The following is a 19691-nucleotide window of genomic DNA, read 5'->3' on the forward strand; positions in this document are numbered from 1 at the left end:
CAACTCACTTTACTACCATTCGTTCATGCCTTATTGCTGCACAATTTGAAGCAGAACAAAGCATACTACCGCCGGAGTGCAATTCGGTCTGCATTAGCCGATATCGCCTCACGAACACAGTATACCAAAGTTCTGCTCAAACTTCACGTTTTATGTTTCATTTTACCTGTGTAATTTCGACATAATGTTTAATCTACCAGCGAAACTTCACCTGAGTACACGGATACCCGTTCGCCGTTTTGCTTCTCCACAATCAGAGCTCCAGAAGGATCAAGACCTATTGCCATCCCTTCGAGACCGCCCTGTGGATTGACCACCTTAATCTCACGATTCATTGAAACGGATAAGGCTTCCCAAAGTGAAGAGATTACCCCGAATCCTTCTTTCTGGTACAAGAAATACAGATGTTCCAATTCTGAGAGAATGGCTGCTGCAAGTTTGGTCCGATCTATGGATTGACCCGTCTCCATCTTAAGCGAAGTTGCAATCGACTTGAGATCTTCTGGATAATCCTTGGGGTCAAAATTAACATCTACCCCTATTCCTGCAATACAGTATCGTACTTCATGGTCTTCAACCGTTGATTCAAGCAGGATTCCACACACCTTACGACCATTAATCAATAGATCATTGGGCCACTTGATCCCAGCGTCAGCGCCTGTGCAGGCGCGAATGGCACGACACACTGCCACACCTGTAAGTAGCGTTAACTGGGGTGTGTTTTGCAGCGCAAGCTCAGGACGCATCAGTACACTCATCCAGATCCCTCTTCCAGGTGGAGAAAACCACTTACGACCAAAGCGGCCGCGCCCACCTGTCTGTTCTTCCGCCAGCACAACTGCCCCTTCACTCTGCCCCTGTTCAGCCATGTGCTGGACATCCCCTTGGGTGGATAAGGTGGAATGAAGGATTAAGGCTTTCCGGCCAAACACCGTTGTTTTCAGCGCCAGCTGTAACGCCGTTGCATCAATGCTGTCCGGTTTGGTAACCAAGCGATATCCTTTGCGAGATACGGCTTCAAACTCATAACCCAGGTCACGCAGTTTGTTAATATGTTTCCACACGGCCGTTCGGCTAATGGACAGCATGCGACTGATTTCTTCACCAGACACAAACTCTCCTTCTGCATTCAGTAACATATGTAACAGTTCTTCATGCTTTGTCATCTGCAGACACCCGCTTCACTTCGTTAGTCAGCACTTCATGCTGATTCTTTATCTTACCAATCGCCGTCTCTTTCAAGAGATATTTCATCAACTGTCCCAGCCACGGTCCGCCCTTGCGCCCAAGCAACTGCAAAATGTTTTCACCGGTAATATGCAGATCTTTCATTTCATGTACCTTCATGGATTGACTCCATGCAGCACCATTGAATTGTATCGCATCGATCTGTCCTTCAAGCAATCCCCCTTGTTCCCGCCAACCTGATGGGAGTAAGCGTTGAATCATTAGCCAGTCCTCTGTTGCCTGACGCCCGCAAGATAACACCGTAACGATCCATTCGGCTCGCAGTGTCTCTTCGTCCTTCTGTTCCTGAACGAGAGACTTCACCTGTTGTTCCACCTCAAGAACACCGGTCATGCGAGAGCGATCGTCGTTAGAAAATGTCCATTTCCGAAGCAAAGCATCTGCTTCATCTCTGGTAAAATATCCTGCAATAAGCAATATCGACCAGCGTAATAGAACGTTCTCACCCTTCAATTGTTCCATATTGGATAAGAGAATTTGATTAAATCGTTCCACGTGAACAGGTGCCTTGACATACTCCAATGCCTGACTTCGGCGCAGCAATTCCAGTCCTCTCAGCGGATGGGCGCCTGCCATCATTTTGACCATTTCGGTTCGAACCCGTTCCATGGCAATATGTTGCAGGAGATCTTTCTGTCGAACTAATCCCTTCCAGGTGTTGTGGGCAATTTTGAAATCGAATACCGAAGCAAAACGAACGCACCGGAGCATCCGCAGCGCATCTTCACCAAAACGCTCATTGGCTGATCCCACACATCTGACCCGTTCATCCTGAATGTCCGTCTGTCCGCCAAAAGGATCAACGATATTTCCGTTTCGGTCCATGGCTAGTGCATTCATCGTGAAATCACGCCGTTGCAGATCTTCCTTGATATCCTGGACAAAGTGAACCGCAGTCGGCCTTCGATTGTCCTTATATTCAGATTCTGTACGAAAAGTCGTAACCTCAAAGTAACAGCCTCCTGATCGAACGGTAACCGTTCCATGCTGGAGGCCTGTTGGAATACAATCCGCGAACAGTTCCATGACTTGCTCAGGAGAAGCAGACGTAGTGATATCCATATCATCCACACTGCGTTTCATAAGCTCATCACGGACACAGCCACCGACCCAGTAGGCTTCGTACCCTTTTTCATTTAATGTTCGAAGCACCTGCTCGCTTTGTCTTGCCATTTCAGGGTCTACCTGTGTCCATTGAACCACTTACTATCACCTCATGACTACCTGTTGCTTCGGTATGGCTTACACAGAACTATTTCCACGGTGAACTATCTGAGAATTAGCCACAAACGGGCTTCAGATTCGGGACTTCACGTCCCAGCACCCGGTAGTATATTTGTTCATATTCATGCCGTATCGCATCGTTGCAGAAATCATGATGGGCCCGTCTCAAACATGCCTCTCTGAAGTCCGCTGTCAAACGGTTGTCTGTCAACAAGCGAATCGTGTTCTCTGCCATCGATTGTGTGTCGCCAATCGGAGACAAAAATCCGGTCTTGCCGTGCAATACCAGTTCAGGGATACCCCCTGCCTGTGATCCAATGGTAGGTACACCACAAGCCATAGCTTCGAGCGCCACCAGTCCGAAACTTTCCTTCTCCGATGGCAGCATAAGTACATCAGCCATCGAAATGACTTGAGCAATATCATCCTGCTTCCCTAGAAAATGAACCTTATCATTCAGTCCAAGCTCATTAATCTTCCATTGAATCTTCGGCAAGTCCGGTCCTTCTCCAACAAACAGCAGTTTAGCAGGCACTTGTTCCTGTACCTGACGGAACACCTCCACCACATCCTGCGTTCTCTTCACAGGACGGAAGTTGGAGATATGCATCAGTATTTTTTCGTGAGGTGCTGCGAAATCTCTACGCAGATTTGCTGCATCCCTCGGATAATAAATTCTTTTATCTATAAAGTTATAAGTCAGGTCAATTGGACGCCTTATATCGAGCAATTCAACCGTTTCACGAATCAAGTCTTGTGATACCGCTGTGACGGCATCACTCTCATTAATGGCAAGTCGAATCAGATCCTTCAAAGATTCATCCTGTGCCAGTACAGTAATATCCGTTCCATGTAACGTTGTGACTACCTTCAGGTCCTCACCCACCATTTGTTTTGCCAAAAAGGCACACACGGCGTGTGGTACTGCATAATGCACATGCAGCAGGTCCAGTTTCTGTGATTTGGCTACTTGAGCCATTTTCGTTGCCAATGACAGATCATAAGGCGGATAACGAAATACGTAATAATCGTTGACTTCAACTTCATGATAAAAAATATTTTTCTGAAATGTACCCAGTCTGAACGGGATACTATTAGCAATAAAGTGAACCTGGTGACCCTGTTCGGCAAGCAACTTGCCCAGCTCCGTTGCGACAACGCCAGACCCTCCGAGGGACGGATAACAGGTGATCCCAATCTTTAGCTTTTGATCCATCCGGTGGACGCTCCTTTAATCTCCCGCATGTGCAGGTTGATATAATGCAACGGAAGTGCAACTAATATATATTCATACGAGCAAGCTCGATCATCTATTACTTGGCTGCTAGGCCAAACTGATTAACCACATAAGGCGTGATACTTGCGAACCCTTCCGCATAAGGAATAAAGCTTCGTTGCCCTAGCAAGGAATCCCGGGCTCTCACACGTTCAATATATCCTTGATTGAGCGGAGTGGAAACTGCCCCTTCTCCCCTTTCAAATTGGGAACGATAACTGAGCAACGAATGTTCCTTTTGCTCGTAGTATTCCGTAATATCCACAATCAAATCCGTTGGCCCGATATCGTTGATGAAGTAAAAATACAATTCTTTCACCTGAACAGCGGGCATGTCCGGCATATAATTTCTAAGCTTGGCGTTGAATACCGCCTCCTGTACAAGCTTGCTGCACATCACATGGTCCGGATGGCGATCCTCCCAATAGGGAGCAAACACGATTCGGGGTGCATGACGGCGTATCTCGGAAGTTACTGCCTGAATGTGTTCAGGGGTAACATGCAGTCCCCTGTCAGGCAAACCCAGATTGCTTCGACACGAAAGACCGAGGACGCGGGAGGCTTGCTCCGCTTCCTCGGCTCTGCGCTCTACTGTCCCGTTCGATGACATCTCTGCCCGGGTCAGATCACACACGCCAACTTTCAGTCCTGCAGCAGTATGTTTGGCAATCGTTCCTGCCATTCCAATCTCTGCATCATCCGCATGTGCACCAAATATGAGAATGTCCAAACTCATTGAGCATCACCCGAATTTAATCCGCCCTCTGGCTTGTATTTATGTACAAGCTCTCTCCAGCCAAAATCGCCGCGATCCAGCGCTTTAACGAGAATCTCAGCAGTTGCGATGTTGGTGGCAAGTGGAATACCCTGCACATCGCAGAGACGCAGCAAAGCGTTAATATCTGGTTCGTGAGGTTGTGCCATCAGTGGATCACGCAGGAATATAATCAGATCCATCTCATTTTGTGCAACCAAAGCTCCGATCTGTTGATCCCCGCCTAGCGGTCCGGATTCAAAACGGTGTATCTGTAATGAGGTTCCTTCCATAATACGCAGGCCGGTTGTGCCGGTAGAGTATAGTTGATGGTCTGTAAATACAGGTTCGTAAGCTGTCACGAAGTTAACCATCTCTTCCTTTTTGCGATCATGGGCAATAAATGCGATTTTCAACATGACAATCTCCTTTTAGTGTGTGTTCAAAAAGTCAGGTTTTCAGCACCAAGAAGGTTGGATGAAGCTAGGGACTGAGTAGCGGAGCTACACGTTTTCGGAGAAAACGGCTTCGGAAGCATGTGCTTGCGAACCTACGTGAGCAACGGAAGGCCCGGCCGAATTCAAGATTCGATGTCGTATCCGCTTCTCGAGTGACCTCGTGATCAAAAGTTGACTTTTTGAACTACCTCTTTTAGTCGATAAAGTGATCAAATCCGTAAATGAGTCCTGTATATTCCATAACCTTTTGTACTCCAATTTTAACACCAGGCATGTAACCTGCCCGTTCATAGGAGTCATGGCGAATTTTGAGGGATTGGCCAAAATCTCCAAATACCACTTCCTGCTGGGCGAATACACCCGGCAACCGTACACTGTGAATTCGGAATCCATTATAATATCCGCCACGCGATCCTTCGATCGTCTCTTCTTCATTCGGATTACCTTGACGAAATTCCTCACGGTTTGCTGCAATTAGCTCGGCTGTTTTGATGGCTGTGCCTGAAGGAGCGTCCAGCTTTTGATCGCCGTGGTATTCGATGATCTCGACATTCGGCATATGTTTGGCAGCCTGTGCGGCAAACCTCATCATCAAAATGGCACCGATTGAGAAGTTCGGGGCAATTAACCCTCCAATGCCTTTCTCCTGACACTGCTTGTCCAGCTGTTCAATCTGATCCGGCGTAAAGCCGGTAACACCCATAACAGGTCTGACCCCATGACGGATTGCAATCTCTGTATGGGCAAAGGCATATTGGGGGACAGTGAAATCCACCATAACCTGTGGTTTTGTCTCTGCAAAGGCCATCTCGATATCGTCGGTCAAAAGCACCCCACATTCAGGCAGACCGACAAGTGTTCCGGCATCCGTGCCTACCCCGGAGCGGTTGACCGCTGCTGCGAGTTCCAGTTCAGGATCTTGAAGCACCAATTTCACGACTTCACGGCCCATCCGGCCAGCCGCTCCAATCACGGCAACTCGTATTACTTCACTCATCTTGGCTGCATCTCCTCACTATGTTGGCTCAATCGGCTGAATCCATTTCATGACCAATCCCTTACACCCATAAAATGGATTCTTATTGTATAGACTTCATACGCTGCTTAATTTCCTGTAACAATTGATGCAGTTGCACATTCTGCGGGTCCAATAACAGTGCATCACGAACGGACCTGGTTGCAAGGTCGAACTCATTCAGATCACTGTATGCAAGAGCAAGCATGATATGGGCTTCAACATATAACGGGTCAAGTTTAACCGCCCGTCTCAGCAAATCGGCCGCCTGAACATATCTTTCATGCGTTCCGTCCCCTGCCTGTTCAAGCAGTACCTTAGCCTGAGTGCTGAGCTGTTTGGCTTCCAGGGTCTGTAAATGCAATACATACTCCTCTATGCCCTGAGACAGCTCAACTGCCTTACGCGCGTATTCAAGCGCTTGACTCAGATGCTGACTGCGGGCATGCGTAATGGAACAACGATAATAGAGTTCCGCATGTTCCGGGTGAGCATTGATGGCGGATTCAAACCAACGAATGGCCTGCTCAAAATCATTTTGCAAAATACAGCGGTATGCTTGCTGCATATACTCTTCCGGTTTCATCATCCAAGCTGTCCCTCCCCATTGAGGTGATGGTACAGCATATGTAATCTACGCCTAATCGGTGTTTTTTGGAGTCCACCGATTTGCATCGCGTGTGTTAAATTTATGCATGACTTTGTCATGTGCCTCTGCCAGATCAATCCCTAGAGAGTTCGCAAAACAAATCGTGATAAATAAAATGTCCCCGAGCTCAAGCTCAATGGAATTTTCTGCTTCGGAAGATTTTTTCGGTTTTTCGCCGAACTCATGATTGACTTCCCTCGCAAGTTCTCCCACCTCTTCGGACATTCGAGCCAGCATGGCCAGCGGACTGAAATATCCTTCTTTGAACTGGGAAATATATAGATCAACCTCACGCTGCATTTCTGCAATGCTTTTCTCCATGAGAACGGATTCTCCTTTTGAAATTGTGTCGTATTTGTACCTAATATATCAGTTATTTAGATTCACTTCCACCATCATAAACGACAAATCATTTTTAAAGAATCGATAAACAGGTATACTAAGGTGGGAATGATTGCTTTCACATTCTAATTTGCAAATGGAGAGGGAACTTATGAGCATTTCCAAAACCTGGGTTCAGTTCAAAATGATTCTTCCCATCCTGTTGGGAACCGCATTATACGCCTTTGGACTTCTGTATTTCATCATTCCCAACCAGCTCATGGAAGGCGGGGTAACGGGAATTACGGTCCTGCTGAATTATGCGTTCGGCATCTCTCCTTCACTAACAACCTTAATTGTTAACATTCCGCTCTTTTTGATTGGGCTCAAAATTCTGGGCGGTAGACAGATGATCTTTACAGGGGTTGGTATTGGAGCACTTACAGTGTTCCTATGGTTGTTCGAAAAATGGATTCAGATCGGCTGGATCCAGCCGCTACATACCGAGAATGATCTTCTGCTTGCGGCGTTATATGCCGGGGTCACCCTGGGCGCAGGGCTTGGCATCGTATTTCGCTGGGGCGGAACAACAGGCGGCTCTGACATCATTGCCCGGATTCTCAATCGAAAATATGGATGGAGTATGGGACGTGTATTACTGGGTATCGATTTCATCATTATTGGCATTTCGCTTATTTACATTCCAAAAGAAAAAATACTATATACGTTGGTAGCTGTATTTATCGCCTCTAAAGTGATCGACTTTATTCAGGAAGGAGCATACTCTGCCCGGGCCTTTATGATTATCAGTGACCACGCCCCGGAAATTGCAGACCTGATTACCCGTGATATGGATCGCGGCGTAACACTCATTCCAGCTGTTGGTGCCTATTCAAAACAGGCCAAACATGTAGCCTATTGCGTCATTTCCAGGCAAGAATTCAGACGTTTACAGACGATTGTGCGCTCCGTTGATCCCAGAGCCTTCGTCATCATCAGCGATGTCCACGATGTGCATGGAGAAGGGTTTAAGGAAAGTTGATCCAGATTGCTGAAAAACCCTCGAATCATAAGAACAGAGCCAGCGAATTGGCCATTCTTGTGAATCGGGGTTTTTCTATTTTTTCTATTGTTTTTGATTAAATTCAGCGGCGAAAAGGAAAGATCCCCTGCTGCTGCGCCCGGTATTTACGGTAACCCGCATAACCCAGTGCTGCTACAATCACGGAACTAATGAACAATCCGGCCGCCCTGCGGTTGGGACCTTCAACAAATGGTACAAAAGCACTTTCGTCCTTTTCCCGACCAAACAATTGGTTCACCAGCTCTTCACCATGAACGACCATACTTTTCAATTGGGCAATGTCGGGTTTCTTGGCCGTAGTCAGACCCTTTGTATGCGATAGCCAGGCGTCAAGCTGGGCCATTTCGTAGGGTTCACGGCGGATCGTAGCCGCAGGGCGGATGGTCTCATAATGCTCCTCCAGCAAGGCGTAGCGGCTCGCTATGATTGCCGCACTTTGCTGTTGATCTGCCGCGGTTGATAACGCGTCGAGATCATTTTTCACAATTTTATAATACTGGAGCCATAAAGGTTTGGATGGATTAGCAAGACTGTCTGCTGCAAGCCGAAGTTTGGCAGAGGCCTGCTGGAGTGACGCATCATCACTTTTAACCCGGACGGCGGCTTCTTTCACTTCAACAATGGTTTCGGATAGGGCGTGTATGCCTTCTACTGTCGTCTGACCCTCAAAGGATATATGCTCCAGACCTTTACTGATTCGCAAAATACTGCCTCTCACTTCCTCAATATCATGATCGAGGGCATGTCGATACAGTTGCGCCGCTTCTTCATTCAATTGCTCTATTGAATTTTTGACAGAGACTTCCTTACCCTTTTCTCCGTTAACCCCACTACTTTCCGCTGATACGCTGTATGACAAGTTCGTCCAGAACAGCAGAGCCATGAACGACACCACCATTAATCCAGTTTTGATCCTGAACGTTCTTTTCATGGACATCCCTCCCACCATCAATGTATGGCAGGGTACAGCTCCTTAGAACAAGCTTTCTTTATGAAACTAGGCTCGTCTTGCCTGTCTCAAGGCCACCCATGCACACAGAATGCTCACCAGCGTCAGTCCTACAGTGAAATTGCGCACACCATCCAGTTGATCCATCAGTGACGCAGGCAGCCAAGGGAAAATGTCATAGGTATAGTCAACTGTATCATTTAGCAAAGTCCATAATCCGGCAATCACCAGAGCTCCCCAGCGGAAACCGAAGAACCTCACATACAGCAAAGCCTCGATGGCCATGGCGCTATGCGATGCAATTAACATCCAATCCTGCCAGTTTTGCGAACCTCCTTGCATCCAGCCTGCAAATATAATGGAAACCGCCCATACACCATACTTCACCGAAGTAACCACTGCGAGCGCCTGAATGACATGTCCGATCCGGTTCAGGATTCTGGACTGCGGCTTATACAAAACCCACAATAAAGACAATGTGAAGAACAAGCTCGCTGTCGGACTATCCGGCACAAACACAATCTGCCACAAGGGTTGCCGCGCCAATGTATACTCCAATTGATCCCCGTACCATATGTATCCGTACACCGTTCCCACTGCATTACACCAAAATAAAAGCCACAGGAAATAACGGTTCGTTAGAAATTCCCGGCTCCAGAAAAACGATAAAGCCACGTTCTCTGCCCCTTCCTTCATATGTGTTCTGCTTCCAGAGGTATTGCTAAAAAACACTTCAAAAAAACCTGACCGCATAAACGATCAGGTTTCATTGGTTATTTCGATTTTACTGTTCCGCCTTTTGTTTCGCAAGCCATTCCGCCAAGTGATTGATGTCATCATCCGACAGCCCTTGAGCAATAGCGTTGTCATACTGAGCAGGCATGCTGTTATATCCTTCTTTGATAATCGTCAGGATTTCTTCCTGGCTGTGTTTATCACCTACACCACGAAGTGAAGGTCCGCCTGCTCCCTTCATGTCGGCAGCATGACATCCGATACAACCGGCCTTTTTGAAGGTCTCCATTGCCGGATCATCCTTGTCTACGATTGCCACTTCTTGTTTCTGACCTGGCGCATTCGACGTAGGAAGACCCAGCTCGTGTTTCTCCCGCGCTTCTTCTTCACGCTGAATATGTTCCGGCTTCTGACCGCTTGCTTCCAACTCATGCTCGTAATGCGTCCACGCCACGTTAGTCAGATAGATTACGGACATCACCGACAGAATCATAAGCGATGATGCAATGGGGCGTCTGTAGAAACGCCGCTCTTTGCCTGTATCCAGAAATGGAGCGAGCAACAGAGCGCCGAAAGCAACTCCGCTGACCCCCAGTACCCCCAACAGGACGTAATCACCTGAGGCATACGGGTATTTCAAATACTGGTACAGAAAAAGGAAATACCAGTCCGGCATCGGAATAACCGATGCACTTGGATTGGCCGGATAGCCCAAAGGTGCAGGCTCCGAAATCGTTAATACCAGAATACCAACCAGCACAACGACACCAACCATCCATTCCTTTAGCAAGAAGTTAGGAATAAAGGCCTCTGATTTGCCGGGATACGCCGTGTAGTCCGGTGGAGTAATAAACCCCGCCCCTTTACGGACGCGTGAATCCCCAACGAAGATAATCTTTTCCTGGTCATCCGACTTGTGTCCGTGAGCCATGTCGATTCCTCCCTTCTCAGATTATAGTGGTCCCGAAATGCCCTGTCTGCGGATCATAATAAAGTGTCCGACCAGAAGCACCAGAAGCACAGCGGGGAGGAAGAATACGTGCAGGGCAAAGAACCGTGTTAACGTCTGTGCACCTACAATGGTTCCGCCTTGCAGGAACTCTTTAATGATCGGCCCCAGCCAAGGAACCGTGTTCGCTATCTCCAAAGTAACCTTGGTTGCAAAGTAGGCTTTATTATCCCATGGCAGCAAGTACCCGGTAAGCCCCAGACCCAGCATGACAAAAAAGATCAGCATGCCGACAACCCAGTTCATTTCGCGCGGTGCTTTGTAAGAGCCGGTAAAGAACACACGCATCGTATGTAAGAACATCATAACGATAACCAGACTGGCTCCCCAATGGTGCATACCGCGAACAATTTGGCCGAAGGCTACTTTGGTCTGCAAATACTCGACACTGGCGTAAGCATTAATAATATCAGGCACATAGTACATCGTCAGGAACATTCCTGACAAAATCTGAATTACAGTGATAAAGAACGTCAATCCACCAAAGCAGTACACGAATGCGGAAAAGTGATGAGCCGGGTTAACGTGCTCTGGAACTTCATGATCCGCAACGTCCCTCCAAATTGGCGTGATATCGAGACGCTCGTCAATCCAGTCATAGACATTTTTAAACATCTGCGTTCACGCCTCCTATTTGACTCGGGTGTTCGGAACAATGTCGCCCAGATAAACCCAGCCCTGATCTTCTTTAACCACATACTCATCCAGTGGCTTCGGGGCTACGGCAAGATTCTTGCCTTCTTTGTCATAGTGCGCGCCATGGCAGGGGCAATGATATTCATCAGGGTACTGTTTATCGCTATTCCAACCTACGGTACAACCCAAATGTTTACAAATGGGTGAAAGCGCATAAATTTTACCCTGTTCATCTTTCCTGATCCAGGCGATTAACGAAGCATTGCTCAAATACCAACCGTCTTGTTGCTGCAGTTCAAACGTAAATTCTTGAGGTTCATTCGTAATTTTGCTAATTTCTGCTACTTTGACAGAGGTGCCTTCTCCCTTGTGCTGCAAAATCGGGTCCACCGCAAAACGGACCATAGGGAGTATTGCACCGGCGGCCATGTAGGCGGTAGCTCCACCAAGCGTGTACGTCAAAAACTGCCTGCGTGACATTTCCATGCGGCTTGGCAATTTCATGGAAGCTTCGTGCTGGTCATGCTCACTGCTCATACTGTCTTCAACCCCCTTTTTCAGCCAACTCTCTCAATCGTTTTCATTATCAGAAATTCCACGACTTACTAGAACATACATAATCATATAGTAGCCCTAGAACACCGTCAAGAATTTGTCACACATTTTTAAGGTACATTTGTAAGCGTTATTAAAAAAGTGTTGGTAAATTGTCACATTTGTCACAGGAAGGTCACCTTTTCCATAACTCACGGATTTTTTCCCCGACAAAACGCGCAATTCCGTCTTCTCCCACCTCTTGAGTCAAAATGGAGCGACTTAAAAGCAAATCAGCAGAAGGAATTTCAGCTTTTTCCAATACACCATCTGATGACATTACAACCACATATTTGAAACCGGAAGATTTAAGTTGTTCACATAAGGTATTTAATGCCATTGACATCTCCGGATATGCGTAATGGAATGCAGGGTAAGTCATGATCCGCCCTTTGAAAGGAATCTCCACCAAATCCAAAAAATCTCTAAGTCGCTCCAGCGCTTCCGTCACTTCAACCGGAGACTGCTCGCCATTGAGGGCTGTAAATGGGATAAGGCATGTATCCAGATAGAGTTGCAGTTCAGCCCAGCTGTCTTGAGTCATCTCACTGAATTTCAATTCCCTAATTCCCCTCTCTATCCATTTTATTCCCATATTATATATGACCCTATATTATAAATCCAGAGATTCGTGTAGAACGGGGACTTGAGTACCATTTATGAGGTTTTTCATAAACAAAAAAAGAGATGCGTTTTCACGCATCTCTTGTATTTTTATTTTGATATGCTCATCAGTTTATGGCCTTCAGTTCATCCGTCAGACTCCGGAAAGCTACTTCGTCTCCGGTAGCCAACGCCTTGTCGATTTCCATATACAGCTTCTCACTGCGCTGTTTACGAAGCGCGTCGTCCCACACCATCTCAGCAGCCAGCCCCAACATGACTTCATACGTAACTTTCATTTTATCCAATAGGATGCACCTCCAAAACGGATTTAAGAGCTCCTATATTCCTTTCCTTTGGCAACATAACCTAGTGTAGTTCTTGACATCCGCTCAAGGTCTGCATCAGTCAACTCACGTATAACTTTGGCTGGTGTACCCAAAGCAAGGGTATAGGGCGGAATTTTAGTATTTTCAGTGACTACAGAACCGGCCCCGATCAGCGTATATTCGCCAATTTCGGCTCCATTGAGAAGGATGGCTCCCATACCAATCAACGAACCTGTTCCAATACGACAACCATGGATGATCGCAGAATGTCCTACCGACACATCGTCTTCCAAGATCAAAGGCTGACCCGTGTTGACATGTCCAACAGCATTGTCCTGTATATTACAACGTCGTCCAATTACAATCGGCGCTAGATCAGCCCGCAGCACAGCATTGAACCAGACTGAAGACTCTTCCCCCATAGTGAGATCACCTATAAGCTTGGCACCTTCAGCCATATATACCGAAGGGTGTAACTGCGGTTGAATACCTTGGTACGGAATTATCATTCGTATCACTCCTTAATTTGGGAGTGATTTTAGCAACTTGTCCTTCAATTGTCAAACATGACAGGTGTAATGTCCTTGGACAGCGAGCGACAAGATGACGCAAGGCGTGAACCCCATGCTGTCATTTGTATCGTTCGTCCATCCGTATGCTCCCCAATTCGAAGCATACCTAGATGAAGCATCATTTTGAGTACCCTGTTGTCATAAATCGTCTCTGCAGTGTCGTAGTAGAACGGCTGAATGAAAGGACCTATCTGGCGGAACAATGACTCTGCTGTTGACCAGCCGGCTGCACATTCCCCTGTCCAATACACGATAGAGGACAGATTGGGAATAGCACCTTTATAGAGTCTTAACCAAAACCTAAATAGCTGTATCATCTCGGCTGTTTTCTCTGCCCCCAGCTTGTCTTCTCCTGATGGGGACAATTTCAGCATGCCCTGGTCCTCACGTACCAGACGATGGTGAAAAGCGTAGTCATAGATGAAGGCAAATCGGTCGGGGTAGTCTTTGAACGAACGACCATACCCGAATCTCCATCCAGCTTTCCCTACCAGTGCTTCACTCACATGCAGATGCTCCATGATCTGCTGCTGAGAACGCCGATACATCATGCCTTCTGCATTTAGAGCAATTTCCTGCTGCTGGACAAATTGCAGAAACAGCTTGAGATCTTCCGCGAGAAGATGGTATTCATCCCTGTACACGGGAGGCTCGCTTGTCTGTACAACACCTGCCTTCAGGTGAGTGGCTAGTACATCCCGGAATCTCATTTGCAAATCCTGGGGTACCTGATACAGGTATCTGGTCTGTTGAGTTGTGCCATTGAACAACCATCCGCTCTTCGTAAAGCGTACGATAAGATCACGAGGACTGGCTCCAGCCTCACTATCTTTTTTGTCCATCGACTGGCGAGCAATGGCGACGAGCTCCTCCATCCCGAAATATTGCCGGGCATCAAACAGCAAGTTGTTCAAAAATCGCAGATCTACTTGATTCAATTCGCGAACCTGCTGTTCGAAAAAAGGTCTGCTGCCCAATGTAGTGAGGATGCTCTGGATGAGTTCATGTTTGGAATTGGGCTTGCACTCGCATTGATAATAGTCTGCTATTCGATTAAGCTGGCCGATATCGGCAAAAGTAAGCATATCCGCTAGATTCATGGGTCCATCGCCTCGCCCGCTGACTACTTTTTGGCTGATGATTCGGGGCCTGAAGTAGTTTGGTTTTGTAAACATCGTTGACGGAATTCCCACGATCTAAACCTCTTTTTTTGGAAATCTTTTATGTTTTAACCATACTATGCCTGAAGTAGCCTTCTCAGAAGGAAAATGAGAGGTTCAAATTCATATAGAATCATGGTTTATATACCTGTAACGCAAAAAAAACAACCCGAGTATATTACTCAGGTTGTTTCGCCAGATCCAATGAAAGGTGCCGTGTACAGTTATAGAGCAATGGACTCCAATCCTCACGTTCCTTCTCCAGGATGGTGAGCGACAGGTTACCAATTCGTTCCGTATAGCGGTCCTTATACAAAGCTGAAAGCAGATTGGCAAGGAAAGCGCCATGAGAGACAATCAGCACATTTTTGTCCTGATAGGCCTCCCATAAATCCTCCAGAAAGCTCAATGCACGTGTTTGAATATCAGCAATCTGTTCCTGGCCCAAATCCAGCGTCTCCCAGGCAGTGCCCCAACGAGCAACACGTTCTTCGGATGTTAGACCTTCAATCTGACCAAAGGCCCTCTCCTTCAAACGTGCGTCTGGCTCCAACAAGGGAACATTTAGAAGCCCGGAGATAATCTCTCCTGTCTCCTGAGCCCGGGATAGCCCACTTGTAATGATATGGTCCCAGCGATATTCTTCGGAGAGCAAACGTCTTCCCAGACGCATTGCTTGCTCACGACCTTCTGCATTCAGAGGTATGTCTGTCTGACCCTGAATGCGTCCTGCCGCATTCCAGTCGGTTAGACCGTGACGAATAAGCCCAATCCTCATCTCATCCCTCATTTCTCTATACGGTGAACGAAAGCCTCAGCTAAGCACGTGCACCTTGTTTGCGTTTGTTTGTTGTACGATGCATACGTCCAAGAGAGAACAACGCCATACCTATTGCGAGCAATGACAACGCCATCCAATACTGAGGGTAGGCCGGCCCCATGCTCACAACGAAGGGCTCAATAATACTCCCTCTGTCCGCTCCCGTCATATTATACTTGTACACACCAGAAGAAGAAGGTTCACTACCTGCCACCCCGGTCTCCAAAATACCCGTAGAGACCACTCTGGTCTGTTCAGCTTCCGATACATCTGGCTTAAACATCGCCATGTACAGAAAGCTGCATAAAAAAATTGCCAGGAACGCAGCAATCCACAAAGACATATGCTTGCGGATCACAGCAGAAAAACGATTCACCTTTGCCTCTTCCGGCAATAGCCATGGAGACTCCGCATAGATCCGGTCCATAACATTACGGTTTACTTTCTCTGCTTGTTGTTCTGTCACTGGGACCGGTATGCTGTGCAGCAGAAACTGAGCTTCTTCCCAGACTTCAAATTGCTGCGAGCACTCTTCACAACCAGCGAGATGAGCATGAAATGCAATCCGCTGAGGATGAGCTTCCGGCAAGTCCCAGACCAGTGCAAACAGTTCCTGGGCTTCATTGCAATTCATCGGTTCTTCATCCCTTCATATGGCTCGTAGACCGGTTCGAAGAAATAAGGTTCCAATTGAGTTTTTACGCTTGACCTTGCTCTGAACAATAACGATTTCACAGAACTAACGCTCTGCCCAAGAATATTTGCAATCTCCTGGTAGTCTAGTTGATCATACTCACGGAGTATAATGGCAGAACGCTGCTTCTCCGGTAAATTGTTAATCGCATCCCTAACCAGCATCACCCGCTCACTGCGCAATACAGCATGCTCTGGCGCGTTCTCGGAAGGAGCGATTGGTACAATACCGCTCTCTTCGAGTGGAATACTTCCGCTGCGCTGTTTGCGAAGCTCACTCAGTACCGTATTTCTCGCTATGGTATACAACCAGGTTGAGAATGAGGCATCCACCTCTCGGAATGAGTGCAGACTGCGGAACGCCTTATAGAAAGTCTCAGAACAGAGATCTTCCGCAAGCAGCTCCATATTGGAACTTTTCAACATATGATATACGAAAGCCAGTATTTTACGCTGATAACGACTCATCAGCTCGGAATATAACTCCAGGTTACCTTCCTTGATCTCTCGAATCAACTGGGAATCCGTCATTTGAGTGCGACCCCTCCTCGCCCATCCATGTGCTTCTCCCCGTTCGACTCTATCCATGTATTACCGAACAGGCACAAAAAAGTTGCGGTTCTCACCGCATAAAACAGCGTTCAGTACCTTAACAGGCCTTCTCGCCAAAATCCCCTATGTAATGGCAATTTCCCCAACGTTTCTACATTAACAGTATTTATTGTACAACGGTCTGCATCATCCTGGCAAATCCAGTGCTCCTCATCGCAGCCCGACCTGTCATTCATATGCGCCATTTTTCGCCTGTATGACTTCAATTTGAGCCAATTTATACTAGCCAATATACATTAGACGAATAGACTCCCGAAAAAGTTGAAGAGAATAATCATGATTTGAAAATTTCTCATCGTTTCTTTAGTATAGTTCATCGCTTATTATAACTTAATTTTGCGTTACCTTGGTCAAACGAATGTATTTCAAACCATAGAACCACCGAGTCAGTGAATTTTCAACTATCCTTCGAATAAGGATTAAATCCCCTGAATTTACGAAATCTATAATTAATTCAAACAATTTTACTTAAAGTGTTGACAAAATGAAAACGTATACATATAATAAAAGTACAGTATGGTTTCTCTCCACTCCTATCCAATAACTGTATTGCTCCACGTGAGCAATGGCCGCTTATGTAAGCGGTCTTTTTTTTGTCCTTTTTTTGTCACGTATTGTAACAACTCGTTAACAACACAAAAAGGAGGGCTTATCGCCCCCTTTCATTTTGCTAAACCCACACCTGATACCCAAGAGAATCCAGCAATGTCCTGGCACGTTCCATATCCTCTTCCTGACGGAAAGACAAACGCATAATGCCTGGAACATCGACCCGGTTCTCAATAATTTCCATATTACTTAAGTTAATATCATTCGCCCCAAGCTCGGTGGCAATCTTTCCGATCATCCCCGGCGCATCCTGCACATCCGTATAAAGATCAAACAACGACGAGATCATACCTTTCCGTCGTTCAGGCAACACGCTGCGGAACTCGCGTGCCTGTCGGAACGCCTCTTCAATGCCCTCACCATTCTGTTGCTCCAGCATATCGGTGAAAGCGGTCATCTGGCCATTCCAGTCCTTCAGCAAGCCCAACAGCACCTCACGGTTGCTCAACAGGATATCTCTCCAGACAATGGCATCACTGGAGGCAATCCGGGTAATATCTCGGAATCCGCCTGCAGCCAGCATTTTATACAGAGGGTTCGATTCATTATATTCACGTACCTGATTCACCAGCGCCACTGCAATAACATGTGGCAAATGGCTGATCGCCCCCACAATATCATCGTGCAGCATAGGCTCTACTCGAACAATCTGGGCACGTGTATACGCAAGAAGATCAGATAATTTGCCATAGGCTTCCTCAGGTACATGTTCTGAAGGGGTCAAGACATAATAAGCATTCTCGAATAACACAGCTGAGGCAGCATCCACACCGGCACGCTCTGATCCGGCCATCGGATGACCGCCGATAAAGTATGCATCACTCATGCGGACATGTTCAGCACATGCTGCAATGGAAGCCTTGGTGCTTCCTACATCCGTAATAATGCATCCCTTTTTCAAGGGAAGCTTGGATAGTTTTTCGAAGTAGGTTTCCAGCAGACCTACAGGTACACACAAAAAAATAAAGTCAGCATCCTCTACCGCTTCCTCCAAAGAAAGCGTAGCATCATCCACTACTCCGCTTGTTATGTACTTGTCCTTCAGTTCAGGCAGGTGAGCATAGCCCATCACCGATATTCCTGGCTTGCCTTTGAAGCAAAGCGCAAGTGATCCGCCGATGAGCCCTACACCGATCATTGCAATTTTTAGTTTCATGGGTCCTCACTCTTTTCATCGCCAGTATTAAGGGCGTGCTACCGCCTTCTCAGCCAGCGTGTTCTCCAGTGCCGTGACAAATGCACGATTCTGTTCTGATGTTCCGACGGACACACGAATGTACGTTGGGTATTTATCGAATCCAGCACGAACAATAATGCCTTGCTTGAGCAAGGATTGGAACGCATCCCGGGATGGCATACCGACATCAACCAAAATGAAGTTCCCCTGCGAAGGGAAAAATGGAAGTCCCAAGTGCGTAAATTCATTTTGCAAATAATCGCGCTCCGTTGCATTCCGTTCCGAGCACGCTTGAACAAAAGCCTGATCTTCAAGTGCAGCCTTCGCCGCAACTTGACCGATACGTGAAGTATTAAACGGCTCACGCACACGATTAATGAGATCAATCACTTCAGGACGTGCAATACCATATCCAATACGTAATGATGCCAGTCCATAGATTTTGGAGAATGTCCGCAAAATGACCAGGTTAGGATAACGCTCAATCATAGGAATACTTTGTGGATAAGCCTCATCTGTTACAAATTCATAATAAGCTTCATCCAGCACAACCATGACATCAGAAGGCACACGGTCCATAAATGCCATGAATTCCTGCTCTGAGATGATTGTACCCGTTGGGTTATTCGGATTACACACCCAAACCGCTTTCGTCTTATCATTAATTTGTGACAGCATAGAGGTCAGATCATGAGTTCCATCTTTGAGCGGCACTTCAATGCTGACAGCACCTTCGATGTCTGCGTTGCTTTTGTATACGGAGAACGTCTGGTCCGCCATGATGTTCTCGTCTCCCGGGAGGAAGAATGCACGAGTAATCAACGCAATGACCTCATCTGATCCACAGCCAAAGATCAGATTATTCCGTTCCACACCCAGATGCTTAGCGAGCACTTCGGTCAGTTCTGCGGAACTGCCATCCGGATATATGCTAACATTGACCAACTCTTTGGTGATTGCCTCAAGTGCAGCAGGCGAACTACCGTATGGGTTCTCGTTGGAAGCCAGCTTAATCACTTGCTCCAAACCCAATTCACGTTTTACTTCTTCAATCGGTTTGCCCGGCTGATATACAGGCAAATTGATAATCTGGGACTTCGGTTTCAACCCGACCGCCTCCTGTTCGCTAAAATAGTTATGGACATGCTCAGCATGTTGCTGAGC

The 19691-nt window shown here is 46.9% G+C and carries 23 protein-coding genes; 1 reads left to right on the forward strand and 22 read right to left on the reverse strand.

Annotated elements, in window-relative coordinates; genetic code table 11:
• Nucleotides 1-188 precede the first annotated feature (188 nt).
• The 8 genes from JNUCC31_RS02635 to JNUCC31_RS02670 form a co-directional block, all read right to left on the reverse strand.
• The gene (locus tag JNUCC31_RS02635; protein ID WP_192268314.1) at nt 189-1166 is read right to left on the reverse strand and encodes a biotin--[acetyl-CoA-carboxylase] ligase; all 978 of its coding nucleotides are present in this window, start codon (nt 1164-1166) and stop codon (nt 189-191) included.
• Nucleotides 1153-2451, reverse strand: a complete 1299-nt coding sequence (locus JNUCC31_RS02640; protein ID WP_228469464.1) for a CCA tRNA nucleotidyltransferase — start codon at nt 2449-2451, stop codon at nt 1153-1155. Before JNUCC31_RS02640 ends, JNUCC31_RS02635 begins: the two co-directional genes overlap by 14 nt.
• Before the next feature lie 76 nt (nt 2452-2527).
• Nucleotides 2528-3688: an N-acetyl-alpha-D-glucosaminyl L-malate synthase BshA gene (gene bshA, locus JNUCC31_RS02645; protein ID WP_192268315.1), complete on the reverse strand. Its 1161-nt coding sequence runs from the start codon at nt 3686-3688 to the stop codon at nt 2528-2530.
• 97 nt (nt 3689-3785) lie between these two features.
• Nucleotides 3786-4484, reverse strand: a complete 699-nt coding sequence (gene bshB1, locus JNUCC31_RS02650; protein ID WP_192268317.1) for a bacillithiol biosynthesis deacetylase BshB1 — start codon at nt 4482-4484, stop codon at nt 3786-3788.
• A complete protein-coding gene (gene mgsA / locus JNUCC31_RS02655) occupies nt 4481-4921 on the reverse strand; it encodes a methylglyoxal synthase (protein ID WP_192268319.1) in 441 nt (146 codons plus the stop codon). The genes bshB1 and mgsA overlap by 4 nt, the downstream gene beginning before the upstream one ends.
• A 232-nt stretch (nt 4922-5153) precedes the next feature.
• A complete protein-coding gene (dapB, locus tag JNUCC31_RS02660) occupies nt 5154-5957 on the reverse strand; it encodes a 4-hydroxy-tetrahydrodipicolinate reductase (RefSeq protein ID WP_192268321.1) in 804 nt (267 codons plus the stop codon).
• 82 nt (nt 5958-6039) lie between these two features.
• Nucleotides 6040-6564 (reverse strand): tetratricopeptide repeat protein, encoded by a 525-nt coding sequence (locus tag JNUCC31_RS02665; protein ID WP_228469466.1) that lies wholly within the window; start codon nt 6562-6564, stop codon nt 6040-6042.
• A gap of 51 nt (nt 6565-6615) precedes the next feature.
• Nucleotides 6616-6945, reverse strand: coding sequence for a nucleotide pyrophosphohydrolase (locus JNUCC31_RS02670; protein WP_192268323.1), 330 nt, complete (start codon nt 6943-6945; stop codon nt 6616-6618).
• Nucleotides 6946-7117: 172 nt separating this feature from the next.
• Here JNUCC31_RS02670 and JNUCC31_RS02675 point away from each other — a divergent pair, with 172 nt between their 5' ends.
• Nucleotides 7118-7987, forward strand: coding sequence for a YitT family protein (locus JNUCC31_RS02675; protein WP_192268325.1), 870 nt, complete (start codon nt 7118-7120; stop codon nt 7985-7987).
• A gap of 103 nt (nt 7988-8090) precedes the next feature.
• Here JNUCC31_RS02675 and JNUCC31_RS02680 read toward each other — a convergent pair whose 3' ends face one another.
• The 14 genes from JNUCC31_RS02680 to hisC form a co-directional block, all read right to left on the reverse strand.
• Nucleotides 8091-8960, reverse strand: coding sequence for a sporulation protein YpjB (locus JNUCC31_RS02680; protein ID WP_192268327.1), 870 nt, complete (start codon nt 8958-8960; stop codon nt 8091-8093).
• Nucleotides 8961-9026: 66 nt separating this feature from the next.
• Complete coding sequence (locus JNUCC31_RS02685; protein ID WP_192268329.1) at nt 9027-9653, reverse strand: DUF1405 domain-containing protein; 627 nt, start codon at nt 9651-9653, stop codon at nt 9027-9029.
• A gap of 109 nt (nt 9654-9762) precedes the next feature.
• The gene (locus JNUCC31_RS02690) at nt 9763-10644 is read right to left on the reverse strand and encodes a menaquinol-cytochrome c reductase cytochrome b/c subunit (protein ID WP_192268331.1); all 882 of its coding nucleotides are present in this window, start codon (nt 10642-10644) and stop codon (nt 9763-9765) included.
• Nucleotides 10645-10665: 21 nt separating this feature from the next.
• Nucleotides 10666-11337 (reverse strand): menaquinol-cytochrome c reductase cytochrome b subunit, encoded by a 672-nt coding sequence (gene qcrB, locus JNUCC31_RS02695; RefSeq protein ID WP_017687726.1) that lies wholly within the window; start codon nt 11335-11337, stop codon nt 10666-10668.
• 15 nt (nt 11338-11352) lie between these two features.
• Nucleotides 11353-11895, reverse strand: a complete 543-nt coding sequence (locus JNUCC31_RS02700) for a QcrA and Rieske domain-containing protein (RefSeq protein ID WP_192268333.1) — start codon at nt 11893-11895, stop codon at nt 11353-11355.
• 193 nt (nt 11896-12088) lie between these two features.
• A complete protein-coding gene (locus JNUCC31_RS02705) occupies nt 12089-12511 on the reverse strand; it encodes a DUF2487 family protein (protein WP_192268335.1) in 423 nt (140 codons plus the stop codon).
• A 172-nt stretch (nt 12512-12683) separates the two neighbouring features.
• On the reverse strand, nt 12684-12863 hold the full coding sequence (locus JNUCC31_RS02710; protein WP_192268337.1) for an IDEAL domain-containing protein: 180 nt from the start codon (nt 12861-12863) through the stop codon (nt 12684-12686).
• 23 nt (nt 12864-12886) lie between these two features.
• The gene (locus JNUCC31_RS02715) at nt 12887-13393 is read right to left on the reverse strand and encodes a gamma carbonic anhydrase family protein (RefSeq protein ID WP_192268339.1); all 507 of its coding nucleotides are present in this window, start codon (nt 13391-13393) and stop codon (nt 12887-12889) included.
• A gap of 44 nt (nt 13394-13437) precedes the next feature.
• Entirely contained in the window at nt 13438-14556 is a 1119-nt protein-coding gene (locus tag JNUCC31_RS02720) for a hypothetical protein (protein ID WP_192272684.1), read from the reverse strand.
• A 238-nt stretch (nt 14557-14794) separates the two neighbouring features.
• The gene (locus tag JNUCC31_RS02725) at nt 14795-15394 is read right to left on the reverse strand and encodes a histidine phosphatase family protein (RefSeq protein ID WP_192268341.1); all 600 of its coding nucleotides are present in this window, start codon (nt 15392-15394) and stop codon (nt 14795-14797) included.
• A 40-nt stretch (nt 15395-15434) separates the two neighbouring features.
• Nucleotides 15435-16070, reverse strand: a complete 636-nt coding sequence (locus JNUCC31_RS02730) for an anti-sigma factor family protein (RefSeq protein WP_192268343.1) — start codon at nt 16068-16070, stop codon at nt 15435-15437.
• Nucleotides 16067-16660, reverse strand: a complete 594-nt coding sequence (locus tag JNUCC31_RS02735; RefSeq protein ID WP_192268345.1) for an RNA polymerase sigma factor — start codon at nt 16658-16660, stop codon at nt 16067-16069. Before JNUCC31_RS02735 ends, JNUCC31_RS02730 begins: the two co-directional genes overlap by 4 nt.
• A gap of 751 nt (nt 16661-17411) precedes the next feature.
• Nucleotides 17412-18506 carry a prephenate dehydrogenase gene (locus tag JNUCC31_RS02740; RefSeq protein ID WP_192268347.1) on the reverse strand — a complete coding sequence of 365 codons (1095 nt, stop codon included), beginning with the start codon at nt 18504-18506 and terminating at the stop codon, nt 17412-17414.
• A 27-nt stretch (nt 18507-18533) separates the two neighbouring features.
• Nucleotides 18534-19634 carry a histidinol-phosphate transaminase gene (hisC, locus tag JNUCC31_RS02745; RefSeq protein ID WP_192268349.1) on the reverse strand — a complete coding sequence of 367 codons (1101 nt, stop codon included), beginning with the start codon at nt 19632-19634 and terminating at the stop codon, nt 18534-18536.
• Nucleotides 19635-19691: the final 57 nt, after the last annotated feature.

It is taken from the genome of Paenibacillus sp. JNUCC-31 (genome assembly GCF_014844075.1).
Lineage (GTDB): Bacteria > Bacillota > Bacilli > Paenibacillales > Paenibacillaceae > Paenibacillus.